We start from the raw sequence: 24,583 nt of genomic DNA on the forward strand, positions 1-24,583 counted from the left end.
AGTGAGAACCGATAATTGAGAACTTACGCCCCAGTTCTTCCCGGTCAACCCCCTGGCCTCACGCCAACGGCAGTTCCCTCGGCTCGCGGCCACCGAGGATACGGCGGTCCGCTTCGTCGATTCTGAGATCGTTGATACTCGCCTCGCGGCGCCGCATCAGCCCGTCGTCGGCGAACTCCCACAGCTCGTTTCCGTAGCTGCGCCACCACTGGCCGTCCGCGTCGTGCCACTCGTACTGGAACCGTACGGCGATGCGGTCGCCGCCGAACGTCCACAGCTCCTTGCGGAGCCGGTAGTCCTGCTCCTTGGCCCACTTGCGGCTCAGGAACTCCCTGATCTCCGCGCGCCCGGTGAGGAACTCGTCCCGGTTGCGCCAGACCGAGTCGGGCGTGTAGGCGAGCGAGACCCGCTCGGGGTCGCGCGTGTTCCACGCGTCCTCGGCGGCCTGGACCTTGGCCCTGGCCGTCTCCTCGGTGAACATCACACTTCCTCCATGGATTTCGCGGCCTCCTCGACCGCGTCGATCGGCGGGTTCGGCGACGTATGTCAACCGATCATCGTCCAGGTGGGACGGCTCGGGCGTGACGAACACGCCGCCCGGTCCACGATGACCCCGACCGATCCCGACCGATCTCGTCAAGGGGTTCCCCGCGTCCCGCCCGCGACGCGCGTCGGCGGGTTGTGGCGGGAGTAGTCCCCGAGTCGCCAGCGGAGCGGGCTGGCTCCCCGGACCCGGACGATCCGGTCCACCTCGAACCCGACCAGCCGCTGTGCCCCCGGGACGTCGCCCGGATCCCAGTCGACGCGGGCCCGCCCGGTCAGGTACAGCGCGTCGCCGTTCTCCCAGTCGAGGAAGAGCAGGCCGCAGTGTTCGTCCAGTTCCAGGTTGCCGAGCGTCATGTACATCGAGTTGCCGACGTAGTCCGGCCAGACCAGCCGTCGCTCGTCCACCACCCGGACGAACCCCGGGTTGCCGCCCCGGTGCGACAGGTCGGCGCCGAGGCCGGGGGCCGAGGTGGCGACGAAGAACGTGTCGGCGCCCTCGATCCACGCCCGGTCGCCGTCGCCGAACACCGTCGTCGAGGAGGAGCCGGTGGCCGGCCCGGTGACCTCCGCGACGACCTCCCGCGTCTGGATGTACTTGGGACAGTTGGCGTACGCCTGCTCGGTGTGGACGACCAGCCGCCCGCCGTCCCGCCGGACCGTGCCGTTGACCCGCATCCTGCGTCTGGTCAGGGGCTCGATCGCGAGCATCCCGATCTCGCCCTCGTCCAGTCCGGCCAGCGGATCGTGCTCGCCCGGCAGCGCGTCGATCACCACGGTCCGCTCGTCCGTGACTTTGGCGAACCCCTCGGGTCCGGTCAGCACCGTCGCCCACGGGAGCCCGTCCCGCCCCGCGGCTCCGATCAGCAGCATCCGCTGCCGCCTGAGGAACTCGGCCGCCACCGCCGGGATCTCCGGACGGGTCCTGGCCGAGCCCAGTGCCACCGCGCGGACCCCGGTCCTGCGCTGTACCGCGATCTCTCCCCCGTGTTCCATGGTCGTTTAGAAGAAGCCGCAGGTGGGGGCGCCGGTGGTCGGTGCGGGGCGCTCGTCGGCGCCGCTGGGTGCGAAGATCTCCAGCCGGATGCCGTCCGGGTCCTCGAAGAACACGCCCCCCGAGGACGCCCCCTCGCCGTGCGGGACCACGCCGTCGTGGTGGAGCGTGGCCCCGAGTTCCCTGATCACGTTCTCGGCCCGGCGGACCGCCTCGATGTCCGGCACCTGGAAGGACAGGTGGTGCAGGCCCGGCAGCCCGGTGGCGAAGCTGCCCTCGCTCTGCTGCCAGAGGGTGAGCACCAGCTTCCCGTCGAGACCGAGGAAGGCGTAGCGCCGGTCCGGCTGGTCCGACTCGCCGAAGATCTCGAAGCCGAAGACCTTCAGGTAGAAGTCCTTGGACCTGTCGAGGTCGGACACGTTGAGGCCGACGTGGTCGGTCTGGAAGGTCATCTGATCTCTCCTCCGCGTTTCCTAACGGCTTGATCCGTTAGATCCACTGCCTGCAATCTAACGCAAAATCGACATTTGTCACGTTAGAAAGCTATGGCGTAAATCACCCTTGAAGGGGGGTCGGATGAGGGGAGAGCCCGCCGAATGGACGCGCGACAGGTGGGAGCGCGGAACCACCGAGGGCGACATCGCCCGGCGTACCGGCCGAGACGATCAGGCGCCGGGGTGGGTCAGCCGTCCCGGTGCTGGCGGTAGTGGCGGGCGGCTCGGGCCCGGTTGCCGCAGCCGAGCGAGCACCACTCCTGCCGGGGGTGCTCCTTGAGGAAATAGAGCACGCAGCGGGGGGCGGGGCAGACCCGGATCTGCTCGCGCCGGGGGCCGGCCAGCAACTCGATCGCCGACGTCGCGAGGGTGGCCCGGATCCGTTCGGACTCGGTGGCCGCGACGCCCGGGACCGTCCGCGCCCGGGGCGCCTGTCCCGCGGGCCACTCCAGCCGCGGGGCCGAAGGCACGGCCAGTGCCGCGGCGTTGACCAGGTCGAGCGACTCGGCGAAGTCCGGGAGCCGGTGCGCGTCCGCGTCACTCGCGGCGCCCGGTGCCACGGCCCTGGCGAAGAGCGCCCGTACGGCCTGCCGCAGCTCGACCACTTCGCTCCGCAGCTCCTCGGAGGCGGTGAAGTCCGGGTCGACTCCCAGCTCGGCGGCGTGCTCCCGGCCCCACGCGGTCATGCCCTGCACGTCGGAGAGCAGGTCTGTCAGACCGGTCCGCGTCGCGCGAACGGTGCTGACGAACTCCAGAGCCGACATGCTTCGAGCCTAATGCCCGGTATGACCTGTTGCTGTGGCGCCCGGGCGGCCCTAGCTCCGGGTGACCTTGGCCAGGATGGCGACCAGGCCCGCGAGGCCCAGGCCGCTGACCAGGACCGTGAGCATGACCAGCGGCTGGACGGCCGGTCTGCTGATGAAGACGACCCCGACCGCGATGAACAGCATGCCGCTGAGCAGCGCCATCCAGTCGGTGCGGTGTACGCGCCGGGAGGCGGGCCGCTGTTCGGGCCGGTCGCGCTCAGGCAGCACGGCGTACCTCCACATCCCCGATGTCGGCCCTGACGTTCAGCACGATGGTCGCCACGTCGCCCTTGGGGGGCACCTCGGGCTCCAGGATTCTGTCGTGCCGGATGTCGGCACCCCCCTCCACCGTGTGGTCGATCTTGACGTCGCCGAACTTGGTATGGCCCCGCACCTCGATCCTGGCGGTCGGCGGCAGGATCACGCTGATCTCGCCGACCGAGACCGAGACGTCCACGACGGTCCGCGAACCCGGCGGCAGGGCCAGCTCGCTCAGGTCCAGCACTCCCTCGCCCATCCCCACCGAGTAGCTGCGGGCCATCTCGGACAGGGTGGTGGGCTGCCATTGATAGTTGCCGAACTTCTTCGGCATGCCGCCCAGCATGGGGCCCGCTACCAGGGCGATCGACAGGATGGTGCCGGTCGCGACCAGTCCGGCTCCCCGGCCGAACCAGGCGGCGACCAGCAGGCCGGCGCCGATGACGACGAGCGCCGCGCCGCCCGCGACCGTCATGTTGGCCGGTCCTGAAGCGGACTGGATCGCCACGATGATCCCTCCAACGATCATGGCCAGGAAGATGGTGACGCCCCCGACGAACGATCTGGGCCGCCGCGGCCTGGGCGGCGCTGTCACCGCCGCGCCGTACCCGGACGGCTGGTAAGGGGCGTAGGGCGAGTACGGGGAGTACGGTTGCTGCCGCTTCCGGGGGTCCAGCGGCTGGTAGGGGCCGTACGGCGAGAAAGGCGCGCCGGAGGAGTCGAACGACGGCCTGGCGGGGCGGTAGGGCTCCGCTGGGATGTCTCCGCGGGGCGGGGCGGGGCGGAGAGGTGTCTCCGGGGCGGGCCCGGCGAAGGTCTCGGAGATGGGGCCGGGGGTGGGGCCGGGGGTGGGGGGCGTGTCCGGGGCGGGCTCGGTGCGGGTCTCCGAGGCGGGGGCCGGGGGCGGCCGCTCCGCCGTGGACCACGGTCCGGCCCCCGTCTCAGCCCTCGTCCCCCCGGAGCTGGGCGCGTACCGCTCCGTGGCCGTCTCGCCGCCCGGGCGGGCGGCGTACGTCGCGGGGCTCGGGGCCGGGGGCGCGGCGGCGCGGGCGGCCGGATCCTGCTCCCCGACGGGACGCCGGCCGTCGGCGGTGCCCGGCCCGTGGGCGAACGGGTTCGGCCACTGATCGGCGGGGTACGACGCCCGGCGCCTGCGCAGCCGGTCGGGCAGCGATCTGGCGACGGCCAGCAGGTCCACCCCGCGGGAGTGCGCGGTGAGCAGGACGATGGCGAACACCGTGCCGACCACGACCGTCGCGGTGCCGACGCCGTCCGAGGAGATGTTGACGATGAGCCCGAGGGCGAACAGGCCGGCCAGCAGGGTCAGGACCGTCTCGCTGTCGAAGTCGCGCCGGCTCCACTGCTCCACGTAGCCGGGGCCGCCGTTGGTCTCACGCATCAGCAGGAACGCCGCGACGTAGAGCATGATGCCGATCCCCGAGCCGAGCACCAGCACCGCGAAACCCACTCGCAACAGCACCGGGTCGACCCCGGCGTACCGCCCCAGGCCCGCGCAGACGCCGGTCAGCATGCGGCCCTCGTCGCTGCGCCGCAGAGCGCGATCCTCCGAGGGGGAGCCGGGCGGCGAGCCGGACGTGGTGCTCGCCGGATCGGTATCGTTCATGTACTTATCGTGGCCTTTCCTCGGCCCGTGCCGCATCCGGGACACCCCTGAGTCGTCCCGGAGGGGAAACGCCGCTCTCAGGGTCGCTTCAGGGGAACGCCTGATGCGCCGACATGGTGGTTCGTGTGACGATGCTGACGATATGGCTGACCGAACGACAATTCATGACACGGCACCCGTGACCTCCGAAGACGCGCCTTTACCTCGGCTGATGAGGCCGGCGGAGGGGCGGCTGGTGGCCGGGGTGGCCCAGGGGGCCGCCGCCCAGCTACGGCTCGACCCGGTCGTGCTGCGGCTGGCCTTCGTGCTGCTCACCGTCCTGGACGGGTTCGGAGCCGTGGCGTACGCAGCCCTGTGGATGTTCACCCCGAGCGAGCCGTACGAGGGCAGGGAACCCGCCAGGGACTGGAGCCAGCTCGCCGCGTACACCGCGATCGGGCTGGCGCTGCTGGCCTTGGGCCTGCTCACCGGAACCTCGGGGGCCGGGATCGGGGCCTGGCCGATCGCGGTGGGCGGCATCGGCTCGCTGATCCTGTGGCAGCAGGCGGATCCGGACCGACGGCAGCGCTGGATGACCACCACCGTCGGACAGGTCCGCCAGAACCGGGTCCGCACCGTCGCCGGGCTGGTGCTCGTCATGGTCGGCGCGATCGGCTTCCTGGTGGCCAACGACGAGCTGGTCGAGGCCCGGTCCGGCATCATGTTCACGCTGGTGGTCGTGGGCGGTGTCGCGCTGATCGCGGCCCCCTGGCTGGCGGCCCTGTGGAAGGAACTGCAGCGCGAGCGCCGCGAGCGCATCCGGCAGGAGGAGCGCGCCGAGGTGGCCGCCCACGTCCACGACTCGGTGCTGCACACGCTGACCCTCATCCAGCGCAACGCCTCCGACTCGCGCGAGGTGATGAGGCTCGCCCGCTCCCAGGAGCGGGAGCTGCGCAACTGGCTCTACCAGCCCCAGCAGGACGCCGACGCGTCGGTGGCCGCGGCCGTGCGGCGGGTGGCGGCCGAGGAGGAGGACGCGCACGGGGTGCCGATCGAGGTCGTCTGCGTGGGCGACTGCCCGCTGACCCCCGAGCTGTCCGCGATGGTGCAGGCCGCGAGGCAGGCCATGGTCAACGCCGCGAAGTACTCCGGGTCCGAGGTCATCTCCGTCTACGCCGAGGCGGAGCCGGAGGAGGTCACCATCTTCGTCAGGGATCGAGGGGTCGGGTTCGACATGGAGGACGTGCCCGAGGATCGTATGGGTATCCGCCAGTCGATTATCGGCAGGATGGAGCGCCACGGGGGCGGCGCCCGGGTGCGGACCGAGCCCGGCGAGGGTACGGAAGTGATGTTGACCATGAAGCTGGAGAAGGCGTGAGTAGCGAGCGAGCCACGACAGAGCGAGCCACGACAGAGCGGGCCGTCGGCCGGGCCGCGCGGTGCGACGGCGGACGGACGCGACCGGTGGGAGAGGCCCGATGAGCACGGTGAAGGTCCTGATCGTCGACGACCACCGGCTGTTCCGCTCCGGTGTCCGGGCCGAGCTGGGCGACTCCATCGAGGTGATCGGGGAGGCCGAGGACGTGGAGTCCGCGGTCAGGGCGATCGCCGAACTGGGGCCCGACGTGGTCCTCCTCGACGTGCACATGCCCGGTGGCGGTGGCCAGGAGGTACTGCGCCGGGTCCTCGGCGCCGGCTCCACGGTCCGCTTCCTCGCCCTGTCGGTCTCCGACGCCGCCGAGGACGTCATCGGCGTGATCCGGGGCGGTGCCCGGGGCTATGTGACCAAGAACATCAGCGGGCGCGAGCTCACCGACGCCATCCGCAGGGTGGCCGACGGGGACGCGGTCTTCTCCCCGAGGCTGGCCGGGTTCGTGCTGGACGCGTTCGCCTCCAGCGAGGCCCCGCCGATCGACCCCGAGCTCGACTCGCTGACCCAGCGCGAGCGCGAGGTGCTGCGGTTGATCGCCAGGGGGTACGCCTACAAGGAGATCGCCAAGGAGCTGTTCATCTCGGTGAAGACCGTGGAGACCCATGTCTCGTCGGTGCTGCGCAAGCTCCAGCTCTCCAACCGTCACGAGCTCTCCCGCTGGGCCACGGCGCGACGCCTGGTCTGACCGGTCAATCCTGTACGAGCAGTGACTTATGTGCGACTCTGCGAAGTATGGGACGCGACGTACCTGCGATGGTGTTCAGTCGCGAGGACCGGCGGCGCTACCGGGACAAGGTCCGCCGGTGCCTTGACGTCCTCGCGCAGATGCTCCACGAGTCCAGGTTCGAGTTCGACCGGCCCAGGGCCGGGCTGGAGATCGAACTGAACCTCGTGGACGACCGTGGCGAGGCCGCCATGAAGAACGCCGAGGTGCTGGAGGCCATCGCCCAACCCGACTGGGCCACCGAGCTCGGCCAGTTCAACGTGGAGATCAACGTCCTGCCCGAGTCCCTGGAGCAGGAGGGCGCGGTCCGGCTGGAGAAGGTGATCAGGGATCGCCTCAACCACGCCGAGGCACGGGCCCGTACCGTCGGCGGGCACATGATGATGGTCGGCATCCTGCCCACGCTGCGGGAGAGCGACGTCCACGAGGGCACCCTGTCGGCCAACCCCCGCTACAAACTGCTCAACGAGCAGATCTTCGCGGCCAGGGGCGAGGACATGCACCTGTCGATCGAGGGGGAGGAGCGCCTGGAGACCTACGCCGACAGCATCACCCCCGAGGCCGCCTGCACGAGCCTTCAGCTCCATCTCCAGGTCAGCCCGGAGACGTTCGCCGCCAACTGGAACGCCGCCCAGGCCGTCGCGGGCCCGCAGGTGGCCGTGGCGGCCAACTCGCCGTTCCTGTTCGGCCGCAGGCTCTGGCAGGAGACCAGGATCCCGCTGTTCGAGCAGGCCACCGACACCCGCCCGGTGGAGCTGCAGGTACAGGGGGTGCGGCCCAGGGTGTGGTTCGGCGAGCGGTGGATCACCTCGGTCTTCGATCTCTTCGAGGAGAACGCCCGCTACTTCCCCGCACTGCTGCCCCTGTGCGACGAGGCCGACCCGCGCGAGGAGCTGACGCGCGGGATCACTCCCCAGCTCGGCGAGCTGACCCTGCACAACGGCACCGTCTACCGGTGGAACCGGCCGGTCTACGCGGTGGTGGACGGCATTCCGCACCTGCGGGTGGAGAACCGGGTGCTGCCCGCGGGCCCCTCGGTGGCCGACATCGTCGCCAACGCGGTGTTCTACTACGGGCTGATGGGCGTCCTCCCCTACGCCGAACGCCCGGTGTGGACGCGCATGTCGTTCGCCACGGCCAGGGACAACCTGCACGCCGCCGCCCGGCACGGCCTGGACGCCAGGCTTTTTTGGCCGGGACTCGGCGAGGTGACCGCCTCGGAGCTGATCCTGCGCCGCCTGCTGCCACTCGCCCACGAGGGGCTCGACCTGTGGGGCGTGGCCCCCGCCGTCAGGGACCGGCTGCTGGGGATCGTCGAGCGGCGCTGCCTGACGGGCAGGACCGGGGCGAGCTGGCAGATCGACGCGGTGAACGCGCTCGGCGACCTCGAAAGACACGAGGCGCTGCGCCGGATGACCCTGCGCTACATGGCGAACATGCACACCAACGAGCCGGTCCACGGCTGGCCGACCCTCTGACCGCACCGCTTCCCAGGGGGCGGCGAGCCCGGACCTCGGCGGAAAAGGAGACCGTTCTCCCCGGTCCATCGAGATGAGTACGCGTGAATCCGCCGAGAGGTTGATGTCCCGACGCCGCGATCCACCTAGTCTGAGGGCGAGCCACCAGGGGGTGATGACATGCGGGCAATGGTCGAGGAGATCGGCTGGGCCGCGCGAGGTGCCTGCCGCACCAGCGATCCCGAGCTGTTCTTTCCGCTGACCCAGTCGGCCGAGCAGGAGGCGCGGGCGAAGGCGGTCTGCAAGCGGTGCCCGGTCCTCAAGGAGTGCCGGGCGTACGCGGTCCGGGCGGCCGAGCCCGAGGGGATCTGGGGCGGCCTGACCGTGAAGGAACGCCGCGGCCTGCGCTTCCCGGTCGGCTGGCGCCAGGCCGCCACGGATCCGGCCTCGGTCGCGTAGCCTCGAACCGGATTCGAACGGGATCTCCGCGGGCTCGGGCGGAAGGACGCCGCCTCGGCACGCGGGGGTGTGGAACCGAGGTCCGAGGGGGCGCAGGGGTGGAGCGGGAGCCGACGCGGGACACCGGTGCCGGGCTTCCCCCGGGGGTGTCGGCGGGGGCGGTGGCGGTGCTGGTGGGGGCCAACGTGCTCAACAACCGCCTGGCGCCGAGGCTGGCACCGCTGACCTCGGCCGCGGCCACCGGCGCGCTGCTCGTGCTGGCCCGCCGCGCCGGGATCTCCTGGTCCGAGCTGGGGTTCCACCGGCGTTCGCGGGGCCTGCGGATCGGTGGCGCGCTCGCCGCCGCCGTGGCGGGGGCCTACGCCGCGGGCGTGGCGGTCCCGGCCACCCGTCGCTTCTTCCGCGACGAGCGCGCCCTGTCGCTCTCCCGCGCCCGCGCGCTGGAGGAGGCGCTGATCCAGGTGCCGGTCGGCACCGTACTGCTGGAGGAGGTCGGCTTCCGCGGGGTGGTGCACGCCATCGTGGCCCGTTCCCACGGCCACGGTGCGGCGACCGCCGTCTCCTCGATCCTTTTCGGCCTCTGGCACGTCCTCCCCGCCGTGGACATGGCGGCCGCCAACCCCGCCCTGAGCCGGCTGGCCTCCGGGGAGGCTCCCGGCCGTGGCTCCGGCGCGCGCGGCCGGCGGCCGGCGCGCGTCGTGGCCGGTTCCGTGGTCGCGACGGGCCTGGCCGGGGCGCTCTTCACCGAGCTGCACAGGCGGGGCGGCCTGGCCGCGCCCGCGATGTTCCACGTCGCGACCAACTCCCTGGGCTACCTGTTCGCCCGCCTGGCCCCGCCGGACCCGGCGTCCCGGGAGGTTCCCGCCCCGAACCGCTGACCCACCCTCACCTCCTCCGCCCGCCCGGTCGCCGGGACGGCTCACGGGTGCGCGCCGGACGGCGGCCGGTGGGTGCCGAAGCGGCCGCGGGCGGCGAGTTCGATCGTGACGACCACGGCCACCGCCTCCGCGGCCAGCAGCGCGACCAGCACGACGAGCTGTACCACTCCGGCCTGGAGCGGTTCGGCCCCGCCCAGCAGCATCCCGACGAAGGCACCGGGCAGCGTGACCAGGCCCACGGTCCTCGTCTGGTCCAGCGCGGGCACCAGGGCCTGCGCCGCGGGCGGCCGGCAGATCTCCAGCGCCGCGTCCCGGTCCGAGAAGCCCAGGGCGAGCGCCGCCTCCACCTCGCCCCGCCGGTGGGCGAGCTCGTCCAGGGCCCGCCGTCCCGCGAGCGCCGTGGCCGTCAGGCACCCGCCGAGCAGGATGCCCGCGATCGGGATCAGCGTGATGCCCTGCGGCGGGACGATGCCGCCGCCGAACAGCAGCGCCAGCACCGGCAGGGCCCCGGCCGCGATGGGCACCGCGGCCCACCAGGCGGCGCGGCCCGAGGTGATCCTGCGTCCCGCGGTCAGGCTCGCCACCCCGTACATGACCAGCACGAAGAGCGCCACCGCGGACGCCCGCTGGACCGCCCACACGATGACCAGCGAGACCGCGACGAGCTGGACGGCGGCGCGCAGGCAGGCCGTGAGCATCCCGGACGCGTGCCCGAGACGGCCGGACCAGGCGACGGCGGCGGCCCCGACGGCCAGCAGGACGATGACGGCGGCGGTGGCGAACGACAGGTCGACGGTGTTCAAGGGGCGCGGGGTCCCGGTGGCCTCGGGCGAGGTCAGGCGGTGGGGACCCGCTGGAAGGACTCGACGTAGCGGCCCTCGCCGAAGCCCGCCTCGACGGCCCGCTGGGAGAAGCGGTCCCGCAGGAAGCCCTCGAAGTCCTCCAGGTGGCCGACCTGGCTGACGTGGGCACGCAGCGCGGCCAGTTTGCGGTCGAAGGTGTCGGTGATGTCCACGTGGTGGTCGGTCGCCGGGCCGCCGTTCAACCAGACCTCGCGGACGGTCCACGCCTCAAGGCCCTCGTCGAGCAGCAGCGAGGGGAAGGCGTAGGGATTGCGCGCGTCGGGGTAGACGGCGTCGAGGGCGCAGCCGCCGACCGCGCGGTGGTCGGGGTGGCTGGGGGCGATGAACCGGTGGTTGCGCTCGGGGCTGTGGGTGATCACCAGGTCGGGCTTGACCTGGCGGATGACCCGGGTGATGTCACGCCGCAACTCCAGGCTCTGCACCACGGTCCCGTCGTGGTAGCCGAGGTAGCGCACATCGGTCACACCGACGGCCTTGGCGGCGCCTGACTGCTCGGCGCGGCGGAGCTCGGCCATGCCGCCGTTGTCCAGCTCGCGATCGAAGCCGCCCGCGTCGCCGTCGGTGACCACGCAGTACGTCACCTCGACGCCCCGCTCGGTGAACAGCGCGATCGAGCCCGCGGCGGCGAAGTCGACGTCGTCGGGGTGCGCGGTGACCGCGAGTACGCGGCTGATCTCGTCTTCGGACAGCATGGGGACGCCCTTCCGTCTTTTCCGCGTACGTTCGATCGTGACAACCGCGGCGGGGTCCGCCCACATTCCTTTACCACCGTTGGACCCGGTTGTCGGCCGGTCGTTCTAACCTAGGGGACGTGTCGATCCCAGCCTCCTCTCTGACCCACCCGTTGCTCGACGGGCTCAACCCTCAGCAGCGCGAGGCCGTCGTGCACCACGGCAGCCCCCTGCTCATCGTCGCGGGAGCGGGTTCCGGCAAGACCCGGGTGCTGACCCACCGCATCGCCTATCTGCTGGGCGAGCGGGGTGTGCAGCCGCAGGAGATCCTGGCGATCACCTTCACCAACAAGGCCGCGCGGGAGATGAAGGACCGGGTCGACAGGCTCATCGGCCCGCGTTCGGCGGCGATGTGGGTGATGACCTTCCACAGCGCCTGCGTGCGGATCCTGCGCCGCGAGGCCAAGCGCCTGGGCTTCCCCTCGGGCTTCTCCATCTACGACCAGGCCGACTCGCAACGCCTGATGGCGATGGTCTGCCGCGAGATGGACCTCGATCCCAAGCGTTACCCGCCGAGGTCCTTCTCCGCCCAGGTCAGCAACTTCAAGAACGAGCTGATCGACTACGAGACGGCGGCCGCCCAGGCCTCCACCCACCTGGAGCGCAAACTCGCCGAGGCGTACCGCAACTACCAGCAGAAGCTCACCGAGGCTGGAGCGATGGACTTCGACGACCTCATCATGCTGACGGTGACGCTGTTCCAGATCTTCCCCGAGGTGGCCGAGCACTACCGGCTCCGCTGGCGCCACATCATGGTCGACGAGTACCAGGACACCAACCACGCGCAGTACACCCTGATCCGCGAGCTCGCGGGCCGTCCCGAGCTGCGCACCGCCGACGGAGACCTGGTCAGGGAGGGGCATGTCGCTCCGGCCGAGCTGTGCGTGGTGGGCGACGCCGACCAGTCGATCTACGCCTTCCGCGGTGCGACGATCCGCAACATCCTGGAGTTCGAACGCGACTACCCGGAGGCCAGGACGATCCTGCTGGAGCAGAACTACCGCTCCACCCAGACGATCCTGTCCGCCGCCAACGCGGTGATCTCGCGCAACGAGAGCCGTAAACCCAAGAACCTCTGGTCCGACCAGGGGGCCGGGGCGAAGATCATCGGCTATGTCGCCGACAACGAGCACGACGAGGCGATGTTCGTCGCCCAGGAGGTCGACAGGCTCACCGACCACGAGGACGTGGTGCCCGGCCAGGTCGCCGTGTTCTACCGGACCAACGCCGCCTCCCGGGTGTTCGAGGAGATCTTCATCAGGACCGGCCTGCCGTACAAGGTGGTGGGCGGGGTGCGCTTCTACGAGCGCAAGGAGGTCCGCGACCTGCTGGCCTACCTGCGCTTCCTGTCCAACCCGAACGACGTGGTGTCGCTGCGCCGCATCCTCAACGTGCCCAAGCGCGGCATCGGCGAGCGGGCCGAGGCGATGGTCGAGGCGTTCGCGGGCAGGGAGCGGATCCCCTACTGGGAGGCGCTCCGCCGGGCGGACGACGCGCCGGGCATGGCCACCCGTTCGCTCAAGGCCATCGCCGAGTTCGTCGCCCTGATGGACGAGCTGATGGTGAAGGCCGACGACCTGTCGCCCTCACAGCTGGCCCAGGAGGTGCTGGCGAGCACCGGATACCGTCTGGAGCTCACCGCCTCCAACGACCCGCAGGACGAGAGCCGCCTGGAGAACCTGGACGAGATGATCTCGGTCGCCTCCGAGTTCGAGGAGGCCAACCCCGAGGGCACGCTGGTGGAGTTCCTGGAGCAGATCTCCCTGGTCGCCGATGCCGACCAGATCCCGGCGGCCGACGGGGGCCAGGGGGTGGTGACGCTGATGACGCTGCACACCGCCAAGGGACTTGAGTTCCCGGTGGTGTTCCTCACCGGAATGGAGGACGGGGTCTTCCCGCACATGCGCTCGCTCGGCGAGCCGAAGGAGCTGGAGGAGGAGCGCCGCCTGGCCTACGTCGGCATCACCCGTGCCGAGCAGCGCCTCTACGTCTCCCGGGCCGCCGTCCGCAGCTCCTGGGGTTCGCCCGCGTTCAATCCGGCCTCCCGGTTCGTCGCGGAGATCCCGGCCGATCTGGTCGAGTGGCGCGGCAACCCGGAGAAGAGCGCCTGGAGCGCCGCCACCCGCCGCGACTCCCGCCCCGCCCCGGTCAGGAAGTCCGAGGGCAGGCAGATCCCCAACCTGGCCCCCGGCGACCGGGTCACCCACGACAAGTTCGGCCTGGGCACCGTGGTGTCCGTGGACGGCGTCGCGGAGAAGACCAAGGCCAAGATCGATTTCGGCGGCGGAGTGGGGGAGAAGGTCCTGCTGCTGGCGTACGCGAAACAACTGGAGAAACTCTGAGGTCTCCGGGGCCGGTTCCACCGGTTCCGGGCTCGCGGTAAGGGCCGCCGTGCCCTTACCGCGTTCCGATCCCCGGATCAGTTCGTGAGGAGCTCCCTGATGGGGTCCTCGGGCTGGTCGGCGCCGACGGTGAGCTCGTCGAAGTCGGCCACCTGGCCGGCGGGCGGCGCCTTGACGGTGACCTTGGTGCCCCAGCCGGTGTAGCGGGTGTCGTTGACGTAGGTCAGCTCGGTGCTGTTGAGGCCCCGGGTGGACTCGGTGTACGACGACACGACCCGGCGGACCAGCTGGTCGGAGCCGATGTAGATCTTCCAGGTCACCGGGAGGGTGGCGGACCTGCCGGTGGGCTTCGCGCCCAGCATCGCGCGTACCGAGGGGGAGACCTTGAAGAGCTCGCCCAGCGTGATCGTGCCCGAGTGGACGGTGGTCCGGGTGCCGTCCCAGGTCCCGCCGGGGCGTCTGGCGCCGGTGTGGGCCAGGGTCGCCTTCAGCGTTCCCGGCTCGACGGTGCTGATGATCTGCTGGACGGCGCTGACCAGTGAAAGGGAGTCGCCGCGGCCCCGCAGCCACTTCTTACCCTCGGGCATGGAGTCGGCGAAGATGCCGCCCGAGGTGTAGGAGACGCCCTTCAGCGAGATCGTCCGCGACGGGGTGAACAGGCCCTTGAGCTCGCCGTCCTGGGTGGGCAGGTTGAACTTGGTGGTCAGATCCGAGGCGACCAGACCCGACCTGCCGAACTCCAGCACGCCGTTGCGCCTGGTGAAGATCGCCCGCTGCTTCTTGCCCGCACCGACGATCTTCGTGTTCTCGGTGAGCTTCACGCCCCGGTGGGTTCTGAACTGGCGCTTCAGTGCCGAGACCGGGTCGGACTTCGCGGCCTGAGCGGTCTTCGCGGTCTGGGCGCTCGCCGGGGCGGCGGTCACCAGCGCGGGAACCATCAGGGCCGCCACGGTGGCGCCGGTCAGGGCGGCGATCGTTCGCCTCATAGGGGTCCTCCCGTAGGTGTCCTCGCGTCGTCGCGGAGGGGGAAGAAGATTCTTCCCTATATGCCGAAATATCGGATCAAGAATCGCCGGGCCCTGTGCGGCGGAGGGGAACCGGCGTCCGGTGGGTGAAACGCGGTCGTGCCCGGCAGGTGAAGCCTGCCGGGCACGACCGTCCGGCGCCGGGTGTGATCAGCGAGGAAGGATCACTTGACGGTCAGCAGGGGGATGGGCGTGTCGGCCTCGAAGCCCGCCTGCAGTTCCTTCACCGTGGCGACCTGGTCGGCCGGCGGGGCGTCGATCGTGACTTTCGAGCCCCAGTTGGTGTAGCGGGTGTCGACGGTCCAGGTCGGCCCACTCGAGAACTCCGAGTACGAGGTCGCCAGTCTCGCGGGGAGCCGGTCGGCGTTCAGGTACAGCTTCCACTTGATCGTGGTCTTGGCCCGTTCGCCGGAGAGCTTCTCCCCATCCTGTGACGCGCGGAACCACGGCGAGACCTTCTGCAGCTCACCGAAAGTGATCTTCCCGGCGTAGGCGGCCGGCTTCTTGACCGTGGCGTGCGCGAGGAGGGTCTTGAGGGTCGCGGGCTCGGCGGCGTTGATGACCTGGCCCATCGAGCCGGTCACGCCGAGCGTGTCCCCCGGGTACCCGAGCCAGGGCTTGTCCTGCGGCAGGAACTGACCAAAGGCCCCGCCTGAGAGGTACGCCTTTTTCTCGACCCGGACGACTCGTTCGGGCTCGGCCAGTCCGGCGAGCAGCTTGCTGAACTTCTTCTGCTCCTCGGTTTCCTCGGTGCCGTCTTCTCCGGTGCTGAATGCGAAGGTGTCCTCATCGAAACGCAGCTGGGTGGTGTGGTCCGACGCGCTGATCCCGGAGGTGCCGAACTGCAATTCACCCCTACGGTGGCCGGCAATCGCGTTCTTGGAGCCGTCCTGCCTCTTCAAGGTGTCGATGTAGGTGACGCCAAGGCCGTTTTTGAGCTGACCCTTCAGTGCGGTGATCGGATCGGCGGCCTGTGCGTGCGCGGTCGATGCCAGCGCCGGAACGCCGAGTACGGCCGTTACGGCGCACGCCAGTCCGGCGATGTGTCGCTTCAAAGGAAAATCCTCCTGACTGCCCCCTCCGCCCCGTCGGGGAGGGGATGACACACTCTCGCTGTGCAAGATCACGAAAGGGTAGCGCAGTTGGCGGATTACCTTGAATTAAACGTGCATATTTCGTGCAGAGACATCTCCCCGAGCGCCGGGCGGGTCGGCGCGGATATTTTGCTTCCGGCCAATCGCGGACCGTCGGATTTGTTTTTTCGCGATTCAGCCGATCGGCAGGACCGCCGGCTCGGGGAAGTCGGCGCCGACCCGGCCGGCGTCGGCGGTGTCCTCGGGAGGCGGCGGAACGAGGGTGACGGACGAGCCCCAGCCGGTGTAGCGGGTGTCCACGACCGTGGTCGTGTACTTGCCGGGACCGCCGCTGAGCGGCTGCCGCCAGGTGGTGCTCAGCCTGCGGACCAGGTTCGAGCGGTCCAGCCAGAGCCTGAAGCCGACCGGGACCCTGGCGCTCCTGCCCTTGGGCGGCCCGGCCAGCCTGTCGCGGAGCGAGGGGGAGGCCTTGTAGAGCGTGCGCAGCGTCACGGCGCCCTGCAGGAACGTGCCCGAACGCGACTTCTTGCGTACGGCGGTGTGGGACAGCAGCGTGCCCAGGGTGGCGGGTTCGAAGATGTTGACGATCTGCGGCAGGGCGGCGGTCTGCTTGATGTTCGCCGGGCCGATCAGCCCGAGCCAGGTCTTCCCCTCGGGCAGCCACGTCTCGTAGCCGGGCCCGGAGAGGTACGCCTCGTTCGGGAAACAGATCACCCGGGTCGAGCCGAGCCGCTGGCCGAGCTGCCACTCCAGCTCCTTCACGACCCCTCTGCCCAACTCGGTCCGTCCGACGGTGTCCGTGCCGTACACCCCGGCCTCGTCGAACTCCACCCGGCCCTTGCGCCAGATGGTGACCACCGCCTTGCCGCCCCGATAGACGCGCCCGACGTCGGAGATCCGCAGCCCCGTGTGCTCGCCGAACTGCTGCCTCAGCCTCGTCACCGGAGACGGCGGCGGTGCCGCTTCCGCGACCCCGGCACTCGCCGTTCCCGCCTCCGCCGCCGACATGGGCAGCACCGAACCGGCCAGTACGACCGCGAGCAGAGTGACCCACCGTCTCATCGGATTCCTCCCCAGGAGTCAAGATCCGCCAAGCTAGCCAACCCCCGGCCCGCGGGCTATGGCGCGCACCAACAACTCGCGCCCACGGATTGCGCGAGTTTGAGCCGTACGACAGGCGGGACCGCTCGCCGAGGGAGCGAAATGCGGAATGACGGGAAGGCTCCGGCTTACCCTGTGGACAGCTCCCACGTCGCGAGGAGAGCGCGGAGGAGGAGATCTGGATGGACGCCGTGCCGAGGATCCGCGTCGTCATCGCCAAGCCGGGGCTGGACGGCCATGACAGAGGGGTGAAGATCGTGGCGAGGGCGCTTCGGGACGCCGGGATGGAGGTCGTCTACACGGGCCTGCACCAGACTCCGGAGCAGGTGGTGCGCACCGCGATCCAGGAGGACGCCGCGGCGATCGGGCTGTCCATCCTGTCCGGCGCGCACATGACGCTCTTCGCCAGGGTGCTGGAGCTGCTGAGGGAGAACGACGCGAGCGACATCGTGGTGTTCGGCGGCGGGATCATCCCCGAGGCCGACATACCCGCGCTCCAGGAGATGGGCGTCGCGCGGATCTTCACTCCGGGCGCCACCACCCAGGAGATCGTCGGCTGGGTGCGGAGCGCGATCCCCTCGCCCGTCTGACGAGATCCGACGAGTTCCGACAAGGTTCGGGACGCCCCGCGCCCCCTCTCGCCGGTGGCTCTTTCCACGGACGGCCAGGCCACACCGGTCCGGTGACGGCGACGCGAACAACATTCGGGACGCGCGATCTGGGACCCGGTTACCTGGCCATGCCATGAGGCGGGCTACGCTTCATTGGCGCAAAACCGCCGCGCTCCCCCTTCGATCGTGGAGCCGGCCCACTCAGATCTATACACCAGCCGGACAAGCAAGGACGGACCCTCGTGGACCTGTTCGAACATCAGGCGAAGGAGCTCTTCGCGGAGTACGGCATCCCGGTGCCGCGCGGTATCGTCGCGCACACCGTGGAGGAGGCACGGGCGGCAGCCGAGCAGCTGACCGGCCGTGTCGTCGTCAAGGCCCAGGTCAAGACCGGTGGCCGCGGCAAGGCCGGTGGCGTGAAGGTGGCGGACGACGCCGCCGACGCCGCAAGCAAGGCCACCGACATCCTCGGCATGGACATCAAGGGCCACACGGTCCACAAGGTCCTGGTCGAGGAGGCCAGCGCGATCGCGGAGGAGTACTACTTCTCCTTCCTGCTCGACCGCGCGAACCGCACGTTCCTCGCCATCTGCTCCGCCGCGGGCGGCATGGAGATCGAAGAGGTCGCGCACACCAACCCCGAGAAGGTGGCGCAGGTTCCGATCTCCCCCCTGGACGGCGTCGACCGGGCCAAGGCCCGCGAGATCGCCCAGGCCGGCGGCCTGCCGGAGGCGTCGCTCGACGGCGCCGCCGACCTCATCGAGAAGCTCTGGTGCGCCTTCGTCGACGAGGACGCCTCGCTCGTCGAGGTCAACCCGATGATCCTGTCCGCGGACGGTCAGGTGAAGGCCCTCGACGGCAAGGTCACCCTCGACGACAACGCCTCCTTCCGCCAGCAGGACCACGCGGCGCTTGAGGACAAGGCAGCCGAGGACCCGCTGGAGGCCGCGGCCAAGGCCAAGGACCTCAACTACGTCAAGCTCGACGGCTCCGTCGGCATCATCGGCAACGGTGCGGGTCTGGTCATGTCGACCCTGGACGTCGTCGCCTACGCCGGCGAGGCCTTCCCCGGCCGGCCCAAGCCCGCCAACTTCCTCGACATCGGCGGCGGCGCCTCGGCCGAGGTGATGGCGGCCGGCCTGGAGATCATCATCTCCGACCCCGCGGTGAAGTCGATCTTCGTCAACGTCTTCGGCGGCATCACCGCCTGTGACGCGGTCGCCAACGGCATCGTCTCGGCCTTCCAGCTGCTGGAGTCCCGCGGCGAGGCCGTGAGCCGCCCGCTGGTCGTCCGGCTGGACGGCAACAACGCCGAACTCGGGCGTCAGATTCTCTCCGACGCCAAGTTGTCCGGCGTCGAACTGGTGGACACCATGGACGATGCGGCCAAGCGCGCCGCCGAACTCGCCGCGGTAGGTGCGTAATGGCCATCTGGCTGACCGAGAACAGCAAGATCATCGTTCAGGGCATGACCGGCGGTGAGGGCACCAAGCACACCCGCCGCATGCTCGCCTCCGGTGCCGCCGTCGTCGGCGGTGTCAACGCCCGCAAGGCCGGCACCGTCCACGAGGGCCTGCCCGTCTTCGGCACCGTCGCCGAGGCCATGAAGGAGACCGGCGCCGACGTGTCGGTCGTCTTCGTGCCCCCGGCGTTCACCAAGGACGCCGTCAAGGAGGCCATCGACGCCGAGATCCCGCTCTGCGTGGTCATCACCGAGGGTGTCCCGATCCACGACACCACCGAGTTCTGGGCCTACGCGGTCGCCAAGGGCGGCAAGACCCGCATCATCGGGCCGAACTGCCCCGGCATCGCCTCGCCCGGCGCCTCCAACGCGGGCATCATCCCGGCCGACATCACCAGCGCCGGTCGCATCGGCCTGGTCTCGAAGTCGGGCACGCTGACCTACCAGCTCATGTACGAGCTGCGTGACATCGGCTTCTCCAGCGCGGTGGGCATCGGCGGCGACCCGGTCATCGGCACCACGCACATCGACGCGCTGCAGGCATTCCAGGACGACCCGGGCACCGACGCGATCGTGATGATCGGCGAGATCGGCGGCGACGCCGAGGAGCGCGCGGCCGCCTACATCGAGCAGCACGTCACCAAGCCGGTCGTCGCCTACGTGGCGGGCTTCACCGCTCCCGAGGGCAAGACCATGGGTCACGCGGGCGCGATCGTGTCCGGCTCGGCCGGTACCGCCCAGGCCAAGAAGGACGCTCTGGAGAAGGTCGGCGTCCGCGTCGGCAAGACCCCGAGCGAGACCGCCCGCCTGATGCGCGAGGTCGTCCAGTCCCTCTAGCGGGGCTCCGGGACGCGGGTCCCGGATGAGCGAACGCGGCACGGTGCCGCGCGATCCGGCGGCGCCCCCGTCGCCTCGCGCGGGTTCCGCCGCACCGAGTACGACCGAGGGCGCCCGGCATCCCGCCGGGCGCCCTTCGCCGTCCCGGACGTCACCGATGTCCGGTCTCCCGTACCGGTGACCGCCGGGATGGCGCGGGGAGGACCGTGCGCGGCGCGCGGGGTGTCCCGGACCGGCCTCGCCGGGATACCACAGGCCGCTTCTGTCACGCCGTCCGCGACACGCGGGGCGCGGAAGTCTCTTCCGCACCGAAGATCCTGAGACCATCGACTACTGTGACGGCCCTCTTCGATCAGCTCCGGACGGCTCCCCGAAACGTCCTCAGCCGTATCCCCCTGCCCGGCCTCACGGGTGACGACGACGACGTCCGCCGGCCGCTTCCCGTCTCCGGGATGCTCGCGGCCGCCTGGACGCTCGGCGTGGGGCTGGCGGTGCTCACCACGCTCACCCTGGTCGGCTGGATCGCCGCACCGCGCGGCGCGCTCGGGTCCGGTCTGCCCGCGGTGTTCCGTACCGCCTCGCAGCTCTGGCTGGCCGCGCACCACGCGGGCTTCGCGATCCCCGGCGGCTCGGTGGGCCTGCTCCCGCTCGGACTGACGGTCCTGCCCGCCTTCCTGCTGTACCGCGCCGGGATGTGGATGGCCAGGGACGCGGACCTGCGGCTCCGGCTGCCCGCCCGGCTGCCCAAGAACACCCCCAAGGAGGTGTCCAACGCCCGCCGCAGGGCACAGCTGATCCTGATCGCCCAGGCGGGCATCTCGCTGGCGGCGCCGTACGCGCTGCTGGCCGGGATCATCGCGCTGGTCGCCAGAAACGAGATCACCCAGCCCTTCCTCGGCGAGGTGCTGGTCAGCCACCTGGTGCTGGCCTTCATCGCGGGCTCCGTGGCCGTCGCCAGGACGATCGGGCCCTGGCGATCGATGCTGCGCCTGCTGCCCGAGCGACTGCGCTCGGTGGTGGTCGGCACGTCCGCCGCACTGATGATCATGCTTGTGGCGGGCGCCGTCATGGTGCTCGGGGCCGTCGCGGTCAACTTCGGGCAGGTCGGGGAGCTGTCCGGGATCCTTTCCCCGGGGTTCGTCGGCGGACTGCTGCTCCTGCTGATCCAGGGGCTCTACCTGCTCAACGCCGTCATCTGGGGCATGGCCTACATCGCGGGCCCCGGTTTCGCGGTCGGCACCGGCACGCTGGTCGCGCCGACGGGCGTGCAACTGGGCACGGTGCCGAGCCTGCCGATCCTGGGCGCGCTGCCGGAGGCGGGCCCGACCCCCGCCTGGGTGATGGTCGTGATCGCGGTGCCTTTCCTGGCCGGCGCGGTGGCGGGCGTCCTGGTCGTCCGGATCTCGCCCTCCCCTTCGTACGAGGGAGCACCGCTGTGGGGGTTCGCCTGCGGGCTGGCGACCGGGGCGGTGGCGGGTCTGCTGGCGGCGCTCTCCGGTGGCCCGCTCGGTGGCGCGAGGCTGTCCGCGGTGGGACCGGGGGGGTGGGAGGTGATGCTCTCGGTGACGCTGGAGGTGGGGGTCGCGGCGGGGATCGCCGCCGGGCTGGCCAACTGGTGGCTGATCTTCCGAGGGCACAACGCGGCGGTCACCAAGGCGGCGGCCAGGGTCGGCACGGCCACCGCGCCGGTCCGCAAGGCCGGAGTCAAGATCGCCAAGGCTGCCGGCTCGGTGGCCAGCAAGGTCGGTTTCGCGGAGTCGGAGGAGCTCCGCAAGCTCCCCGGTCACTGGCTGGACGCCACGGAGTGCGACACCCAGCCGATCCCGGTCATCAGGGACGACTGGGAGGACGAGCACGCCTCGGCCGCCGCGGAGAGCCCGCCGAAGGCCCACCGCCCCGAGCCGCCGCGCCCGCCCCGGCGTGACATCGTCGACGAGACCGACGACAAGGGCGGCCATGTGATCTACGTCGACCCCTACGCCTGGGACCGCGACTGAGCGCCGTCGCGGATCACGCGCCCGGCCGCCTCGTCCCGGACGTCTCGCTCAGGCGGCCCGCTCAGGGAGGGAAGGGAAACTGCAGCTGGCCGGGCTGGACGAAGGGCATCTTCTTCTCCATGGCCCGCTCAAGCCGCTCCACGCACTCGTTCTGCGCCGAGACGGTGCCCGCTCCCTTGCCGCACTCGGTGTAGGCGGCCAGTTCGTCGCCGAAGTAGAACTGCATCGCGGTCACCCCGGTCGACACCAGCAGCGCCCCGGCGGAGAGCACGATGCCCGCCACGGCGGTGCCGACGGGTTTGGGGATGGAACGCAGCGCGGGGATCGCACGGATTGAGGTGACAAGAGCGAAAATCGCCATGACGACTCCCGCGAGGGGGAGCACCAACGTCATCACCACCGCGGTGACCGCGAGCCACAGGGCCCTTCGACCGGCGCTCTCGGTGGGCCGTACCTGGACCGGCAGTGTCACCTGACCTCCTTGCATCGTTCGTGCGGACAGGCCGATACCCTTGCAGCGGCGTGAGTCCCCGTCCGAATGGAGTGCGTCGGTGTCATCCCAGGCCGTTCGGCTTGTGGTCCTCGTGTCCGGTTCTGGAACCAACCTACAGGCCCTTCTGGACGCTGTGGCAGACGAGACCTACGGCGCCAGCGTGGTGGCCGTGGGCGCCGATCGCGACGGTGTCGAGGGGCTGGCCCGCGCGCGGCGCGCGGGGGTGCCGACCTTCGTGGAGCGGGTGGCCGACCACCCCACCCGGGAGGACTGGGATCGGGCACTCGCCGCCCACATCGCGGCGTACCGGCCGGACCTCGTGGTCTGCGCGGGGTTCATGAGGATTCTCGGCAAGCCGACACTGGAGGCCTTCCCGGTCCTCAACACCCATCCCGCGCTGCTGCCCTCCTTCCCGGGCGCGCACGGTGTGCGCGACGCGCTCTCGTACGGCGTGCGCGTCACCGGCTGCACCGTGATGCTCGCCGACGCGGGCGTCGACACCGGGCCGATCATCGCCCAGGAGGCCGTGCCCGTGCTGGACGACGACGACGAGGCGGCACTGCACGAGCGCATCAAGTCCGTCGAGCGTCATCTGCTCGTCGACACCGTCGGCCGGATGGCCCGCGAGGGCTGGACCGTCACCGGCAGGACTGTTCGATTCGGACGACCCGGTGGATGAGCCGGGCGCCCCGGAGAAACCGGAACCAACCAGGAGGAGCACGAAGTGACCCGCATCGCCATCCGGCGCGCGTTGATCGCGGTGTATGACAAGAGCGGGCTGGAGGAGTTGGCCCGTGGCCTCGACGCCGCGGGGGTGGAGATCGTCTCCACCGGGGGCACCGCCGCGAGGATCACCTCTTTCGGCGTCCCCGTCACTCCCGTCGAGTCGCTGACCGGTTTCCCCGAGTGCCTCGACGGCCGGGTCAAGACGCTGCACCCGCGCGTGCACGCCGGCCTGCTGGCCGACGGCGGCAACCCCTCCCACGTCAAGCAGCTCGAAGAGCTGGAGATCGAGCCGTTCGAGCTGGTGGTGGTCAACCTCTACCCGTTCCAGGAGACCGTGGCCTCCGGTGCCTCCGACGCCGAGTGCGTGGAGCAGATCGACATCGGCGGCCCCGCGATGATCCGGGCCGGGGCCAAGAACCACGGCACCGCCGCGGTCGTGGTCGACCCGGCCTCCTACGGTGACGTGCTCGCCGCGGTCGCCGCGGGCGGCTTCACCCTCACCGAGCGCCGCCGTCTGGCCGCCGCCGCGTACGCGCACACCGCCGCCTACGACACCGCGGTGGCCACCTGGTTCGCGGACGTCTACGCGGCCGAGGACGGCGTGTGGCCGGGTTACCTGGGCGCGGCCTGGGAGCTCAAGTCGCCGCTGCGCTACGGCGAGAACCCGCACCAGGGCGCGGCCCTGTACTCCAGCCGGAAAGCCGGCCTGGCGGACGCCGAGCAGCTGCACGGCAAGGAGATGTCCTACAACAACTACCTGGACGCCGACGCCGCCTGGCGGGCGGCGTGGGACTTCGACGGGCCCGCCGTGGCGATCATCAAGCACCAGAACCCGTGCGGCGTCGCGGTCGGCGCCGACGTCGCCGAGGCGCACCGCAAGGCACACGCCTGCGACCCCGTCTCGGCGTACGGCGGCGTGATCGCGGTCAACGCGGAGGTGACCGAGGAGCTGGCCCGCCAGATCGCCGAGGTGTTCACCGAGGTCGTGGTGGCCCCCTCCTACACGGCCGAGGCGCTGGCGCAGCTCACCGGGAAGAAGAACATCCGGCTGCTGGCCTGCCCGCGGGGGCCGTCCAACCCGCTGGAGTTCCGCCGGATCGACGGCGGCCTGCTGGTGCAGAACGCCGACCGGGTCGACGCCCCGGGCGACGACCCGTCCACCTGGGAACTGAAGGCGGGGCCCGCCGCCTCCGACGAGGTCCTCGCGGACCTGGCCTTCGCCTGGAGGGCGTGCCGCTCGGTGAAGTCCAACGCGATCCTGCTGGCCGCGGACGGTGCGAGCGTGGGCGTCGGCATGGGCCAGGTCAACCGGGTCGACTCGGCACGGCTCGCGGTCTCCCGGGCGGGCGAGCGCGTCCAGGGGGCCGTGGCGGCCTCCGACGCGTTCTTCCCCTTCGCCGACGGCCTGCAGATCCTCATCGACGCGGGAGTGAAGGCGGTCGTGGAGCCGGGCGGCTCGATCAGGGACGAGGAGGTCGTCGCCGCGGCCGAGGCGGCGGGAGTGACCCTCTACTTCACCGGCACCCGTCACTTCTTCCACTGATCTCCGCTCCCGGGCACGGCTGCCGCACCTGTGCGGCAGCCGTGCCCGGGAGATAAGAGAGTGGCCAATTAGACAGAATTACTTGGGCGAAAAAGGTTTGGCCTGCGGTT

General features: G+C 70.7%; 24 protein-coding genes. 12 read left to right on the forward strand and 12 right to left on the reverse strand.

Going from position 1 to position 24,583, the window contains the following annotated elements; all coding sequences use genetic code 11:
• Positions 1–58 precede the first annotated feature (58 nt).
• The 6 genes from AB0K21_RS01755 to AB0K21_RS01780 form a co-directional block, all read right to left on the reverse strand.
• On the reverse strand, positions 59–481 hold the full coding sequence (locus AB0K21_RS01755; RefSeq protein WP_343968108.1) for a nuclear transport factor 2 family protein: 423 nt from the start codon (positions 479–481) through the stop codon (positions 59–61).
• Between the two features lie 155 nt (positions 482–636).
• A complete protein-coding gene (locus AB0K21_RS01760; protein ID WP_343968106.1) occupies positions 637–1,539 on the reverse strand; it encodes a pyridoxamine 5'-phosphate oxidase family protein in 903 nt (300 codons plus the stop codon).
• A 6-nt stretch (positions 1,540–1,545) separates the two neighbouring features.
• A complete protein-coding gene (locus AB0K21_RS01765; protein ID WP_343968104.1) occupies positions 1,546–1,989 on the reverse strand; it encodes a VOC family protein in 444 nt (147 codons plus the stop codon).
• A gap of 230 nt (positions 1,990–2,219) precedes the next feature.
• Positions 2,220–2,795: an ABATE domain-containing protein gene (locus AB0K21_RS01770; RefSeq protein WP_343968102.1), complete on the reverse strand. Its 576-nt coding sequence runs from the start codon at positions 2,793–2,795 to the stop codon at positions 2,220–2,222.
• Between the two features lie 51 nt (positions 2,796–2,846).
• Complete coding sequence (locus tag AB0K21_RS01775) at positions 2,847–3,065, reverse strand: hypothetical protein (protein ID WP_343968100.1); 219 nt, start codon at positions 3,063–3,065, stop codon at positions 2,847–2,849.
• The gene (locus tag AB0K21_RS01780; protein WP_364147040.1) at positions 3,055–4,719 is read right to left on the reverse strand and encodes a PspC domain-containing protein; all 1,665 of its coding nucleotides are present in this window, start codon (positions 4,717–4,719) and stop codon (positions 3,055–3,057) included. The genes AB0K21_RS01775 and AB0K21_RS01780 overlap by 11 nt, the downstream gene beginning before the upstream one ends.
• Positions 4,720–4,861: 142 nt before the next feature.
• On the opposite strand from AB0K21_RS01780, the gene AB0K21_RS01785 reads away from it, so the two are divergent.
• From AB0K21_RS01785 to AB0K21_RS01805, 5 genes are all read left to right on the forward strand, one after another.
• Entirely contained in the window at positions 4,862–6,076 is a 1,215-nt protein-coding gene (locus AB0K21_RS01785) for a PspC domain-containing protein (RefSeq protein ID WP_343968094.1), read from the forward strand.
• 100 nt (positions 6,077–6,176) lie between these two features.
• The gene (locus tag AB0K21_RS01790; RefSeq protein ID WP_030912624.1) at positions 6,177–6,815 is read left to right on the forward strand and encodes a response regulator transcription factor; all 639 of its coding nucleotides are present in this window, start codon (positions 6,177–6,179) and stop codon (positions 6,813–6,815) included.
• A gap of 47 nt (positions 6,816–6,862) precedes the next feature.
• Positions 6,863–8,332 (forward strand): glutamate--cysteine ligase, encoded by a 1,470-nt coding sequence (locus tag AB0K21_RS01795; protein WP_343968091.1) that lies wholly within the window; start codon positions 6,863–6,865, stop codon positions 8,330–8,332.
• A 159-nt stretch (positions 8,333–8,491) separates the two neighbouring features.
• A complete protein-coding gene (locus AB0K21_RS01800) occupies positions 8,492–8,770 on the forward strand; it encodes a WhiB family transcriptional regulator (protein ID WP_343968089.1) in 279 nt (92 codons plus the stop codon).
• A 98-nt stretch (positions 8,771–8,868) separates the two neighbouring features.
• The gene (locus AB0K21_RS01805; protein WP_343968087.1) at positions 8,869–9,648 is read left to right on the forward strand and encodes a CPBP family intramembrane glutamic endopeptidase; all 780 of its coding nucleotides are present in this window, start codon (positions 8,869–8,871) and stop codon (positions 9,646–9,648) included.
• 41 nt (positions 9,649–9,689) lie between these two features.
• Here the strand turns inward: AB0K21_RS01805 and AB0K21_RS01810 are convergent, their stop codons facing one another.
• Complete coding sequence (locus AB0K21_RS01810; protein ID WP_343968084.1) at positions 9,690–10,451, reverse strand: ABC transporter permease; 762 nt, start codon at positions 10,449–10,451, stop codon at positions 9,690–9,692.
• A gap of 32 nt (positions 10,452–10,483) precedes the next feature.
• Entirely contained in the window at positions 10,484–11,203 is a 720-nt protein-coding gene (locus tag AB0K21_RS01815) for a PIG-L deacetylase family protein (RefSeq protein ID WP_343968081.1), read from the reverse strand.
• Positions 11,204–11,328: 125 nt separating this feature from the next.
• On the opposite strand from AB0K21_RS01815, the gene pcrA reads away from it, so the two are divergent.
• Positions 11,329–13,584 (forward strand): DNA helicase PcrA, encoded by a 2,256-nt coding sequence (pcrA, locus tag AB0K21_RS01820; protein WP_343968551.1) that lies wholly within the window; start codon positions 11,329–11,331, stop codon positions 13,582–13,584.
• A 77-nt stretch (positions 13,585–13,661) separates the two neighbouring features.
• On the opposite strand, the gene AB0K21_RS01825 is transcribed toward pcrA, so the two are convergent.
• The 3 genes from AB0K21_RS01825 to AB0K21_RS01835 all read right to left on the reverse strand — a co-directional run bounded on the left by AB0K21_RS01825 (position 13,662) and on the right by AB0K21_RS01835 (position 16,765).
• Positions 13,662–14,570 (reverse strand): hypothetical protein, encoded by a 909-nt coding sequence (locus AB0K21_RS01825; RefSeq protein WP_343968077.1) that lies wholly within the window; start codon positions 14,568–14,570, stop codon positions 13,662–13,664.
• Between the two features lie 203 nt (positions 14,571–14,773).
• A complete protein-coding gene (locus AB0K21_RS01830; RefSeq protein ID WP_343968075.1) occupies positions 14,774–15,664 on the reverse strand; it encodes a hypothetical protein in 891 nt (296 codons plus the stop codon).
• Positions 15,665–15,877: 213 nt separating this feature from the next.
• On the reverse strand, positions 15,878–16,765 hold the full coding sequence (locus tag AB0K21_RS01835; RefSeq protein WP_364147046.1) for a hypothetical protein: 888 nt from the start codon (positions 16,763–16,765) through the stop codon (positions 15,878–15,880).
• A gap of 221 nt (positions 16,766–16,986) precedes the next feature.
• On the opposite strand from AB0K21_RS01835, the gene AB0K21_RS01840 reads away from it, so the two are divergent.
• The 4 genes from AB0K21_RS01840 to AB0K21_RS01855 all read left to right on the forward strand — a co-directional run bounded on the left by AB0K21_RS01840 (position 16,987) and on the right by AB0K21_RS01855 (position 21,711).
• Positions 16,987–17,394, forward strand: a complete 408-nt coding sequence (locus AB0K21_RS01840) for a cobalamin B12-binding domain-containing protein (protein WP_343968069.1) — start codon at positions 16,987–16,989, stop codon at positions 17,392–17,394.
• A 263-nt stretch (positions 17,395–17,657) separates the two neighbouring features.
• Positions 17,658–18,839, forward strand: coding sequence for an ADP-forming succinate--CoA ligase subunit beta (sucC, locus tag AB0K21_RS01845; RefSeq protein WP_343968067.1), 1,182 nt, complete (start codon positions 17,658–17,660; stop codon positions 18,837–18,839).
• Positions 18,839–19,714 carry a succinate--CoA ligase subunit alpha gene (sucD, locus tag AB0K21_RS01850; RefSeq protein ID WP_343968065.1) on the forward strand — a complete coding sequence of 292 codons (876 nt, stop codon included), beginning with the start codon at positions 18,839–18,841 and terminating at the stop codon, positions 19,712–19,714. Before sucC ends, sucD begins: the two co-directional genes overlap by 1 nt.
• Positions 19,715–20,049: 335 nt before the next feature.
• Positions 20,050–21,711: a DUF6350 family protein gene (locus AB0K21_RS01855; protein ID WP_343968063.1), complete on the forward strand. Its 1,662-nt coding sequence runs from the start codon at positions 20,050–20,052 to the stop codon at positions 21,709–21,711.
• A 61-nt stretch (positions 21,712–21,772) separates the two neighbouring features.
• Here AB0K21_RS01855 and AB0K21_RS01860 read toward each other — a convergent pair whose 3' ends face one another.
• The gene (locus AB0K21_RS01860) at positions 21,773–22,183 is read right to left on the reverse strand and encodes a hypothetical protein (protein ID WP_343968061.1); all 411 of its coding nucleotides are present in this window, start codon (positions 22,181–22,183) and stop codon (positions 21,773–21,775) included.
• Positions 22,184–22,262: 79 nt separating this feature from the next.
• On the opposite strand from AB0K21_RS01860, the gene purN reads away from it, so the two are divergent.
• Together purN and purH are read left to right on the forward strand one after the other, a co-directional pair.
• A complete protein-coding gene (purN, locus tag AB0K21_RS01865; protein ID WP_343968059.1) occupies positions 22,263–22,883 on the forward strand; it encodes a phosphoribosylglycinamide formyltransferase in 621 nt (206 codons plus the stop codon).
• Positions 22,884–22,928: 45 nt separating this feature from the next.
• On the forward strand, positions 22,929–24,473 hold the full coding sequence (purH, locus tag AB0K21_RS01870; protein ID WP_343968057.1) for a bifunctional phosphoribosylaminoimidazolecarboxamide formyltransferase/IMP cyclohydrolase: 1,545 nt from the start codon (positions 22,929–22,931) through the stop codon (positions 24,471–24,473).
• The last annotated feature ends 110 nt before the right edge of the window (positions 24,474–24,583 follow it).

Origin of the sequence: Streptosporangium sp. NPDC049248 (genome assembly GCF_040678965.1) — a bacterium.
Lineage (GTDB): Bacteria > Actinomycetota > Actinomycetes > Streptosporangiales > Streptosporangiaceae > Streptosporangium > Streptosporangium fukuiense.

Bases quoted from the DNA above. Each gene is read 5' to 3' on its own strand.
- AB0K21_RS01755 (WP_343968108.1), bottom strand. From the start codon at position 481: ATGTTCACCGAGGAGACGGCCAGGGCCAAGGTCCAGGCCGCCGAGGAC.
- AB0K21_RS01760 (WP_343968106.1), bottom strand. From the start codon at position 1,539: ATGGAACACGGGGGAGAGATCGCGGTACAGCGCAGGACCGGGGTCCGC.
- AB0K21_RS01765 (WP_343968104.1), bottom strand. From the start codon at position 1,989: ATGACCTTCCAGACCGACCACGTCGGCCTCAACGTGTCCGACCTCGAC.
- AB0K21_RS01770 (WP_343968102.1), bottom strand. From the start codon at position 2,795: ATGTCGGCTCTGGAGTTCGTCAGCACCGTTCGCGCGACGCGGACCGGT.
- AB0K21_RS01780 (WP_364147040.1), bottom strand. From the start codon at position 4,719: ATGAACGATACCGATCCGGCGAGCACCACGTCCGGCTCGCCGCCCGGC.
- AB0K21_RS01785 (WP_343968094.1), top strand. From the start codon at position 4,862: ATGGCTGACCGAACGACAATTCATGACACGGCACCCGTGACCTCCGAA.
- AB0K21_RS01790 (WP_030912624.1), top strand. From the start codon at position 6,177: ATGAGCACGGTGAAGGTCCTGATCGTCGACGACCACCGGCTGTTCCGC.
- AB0K21_RS01795 (WP_343968091.1), top strand. From the start codon at position 6,863: ATGGGACGCGACGTACCTGCGATGGTGTTCAGTCGCGAGGACCGGCGG.
- AB0K21_RS01800 (WP_343968089.1), top strand. From the start codon at position 8,492: ATGCGGGCAATGGTCGAGGAGATCGGCTGGGCCGCGCGAGGTGCCTGC.
- AB0K21_RS01815 (WP_343968081.1), bottom strand. From the start codon at position 11,203: ATGCTGTCCGAAGACGAGATCAGCCGCGTACTCGCGGTCACCGCGCAC.
- AB0K21_RS01825 (WP_343968077.1), bottom strand. From the start codon at position 14,570: ATGAGGCGAACGATCGCCGCCCTGACCGGCGCCACCGTGGCGGCCCTG.
- AB0K21_RS01835 (WP_364147046.1), bottom strand. From the start codon at position 16,765: ATGAGACGGTGGGTCACTCTGCTCGCGGTCGTACTGGCCGGTTCGGTG.
- AB0K21_RS01840 (WP_343968069.1), top strand. From the start codon at position 16,987: ATGGACGCCGTGCCGAGGATCCGCGTCGTCATCGCCAAGCCGGGGCTG.
- sucD (WP_343968065.1), top strand. From the start codon at position 18,839: ATGGCCATCTGGCTGACCGAGAACAGCAAGATCATCGTTCAGGGCATG.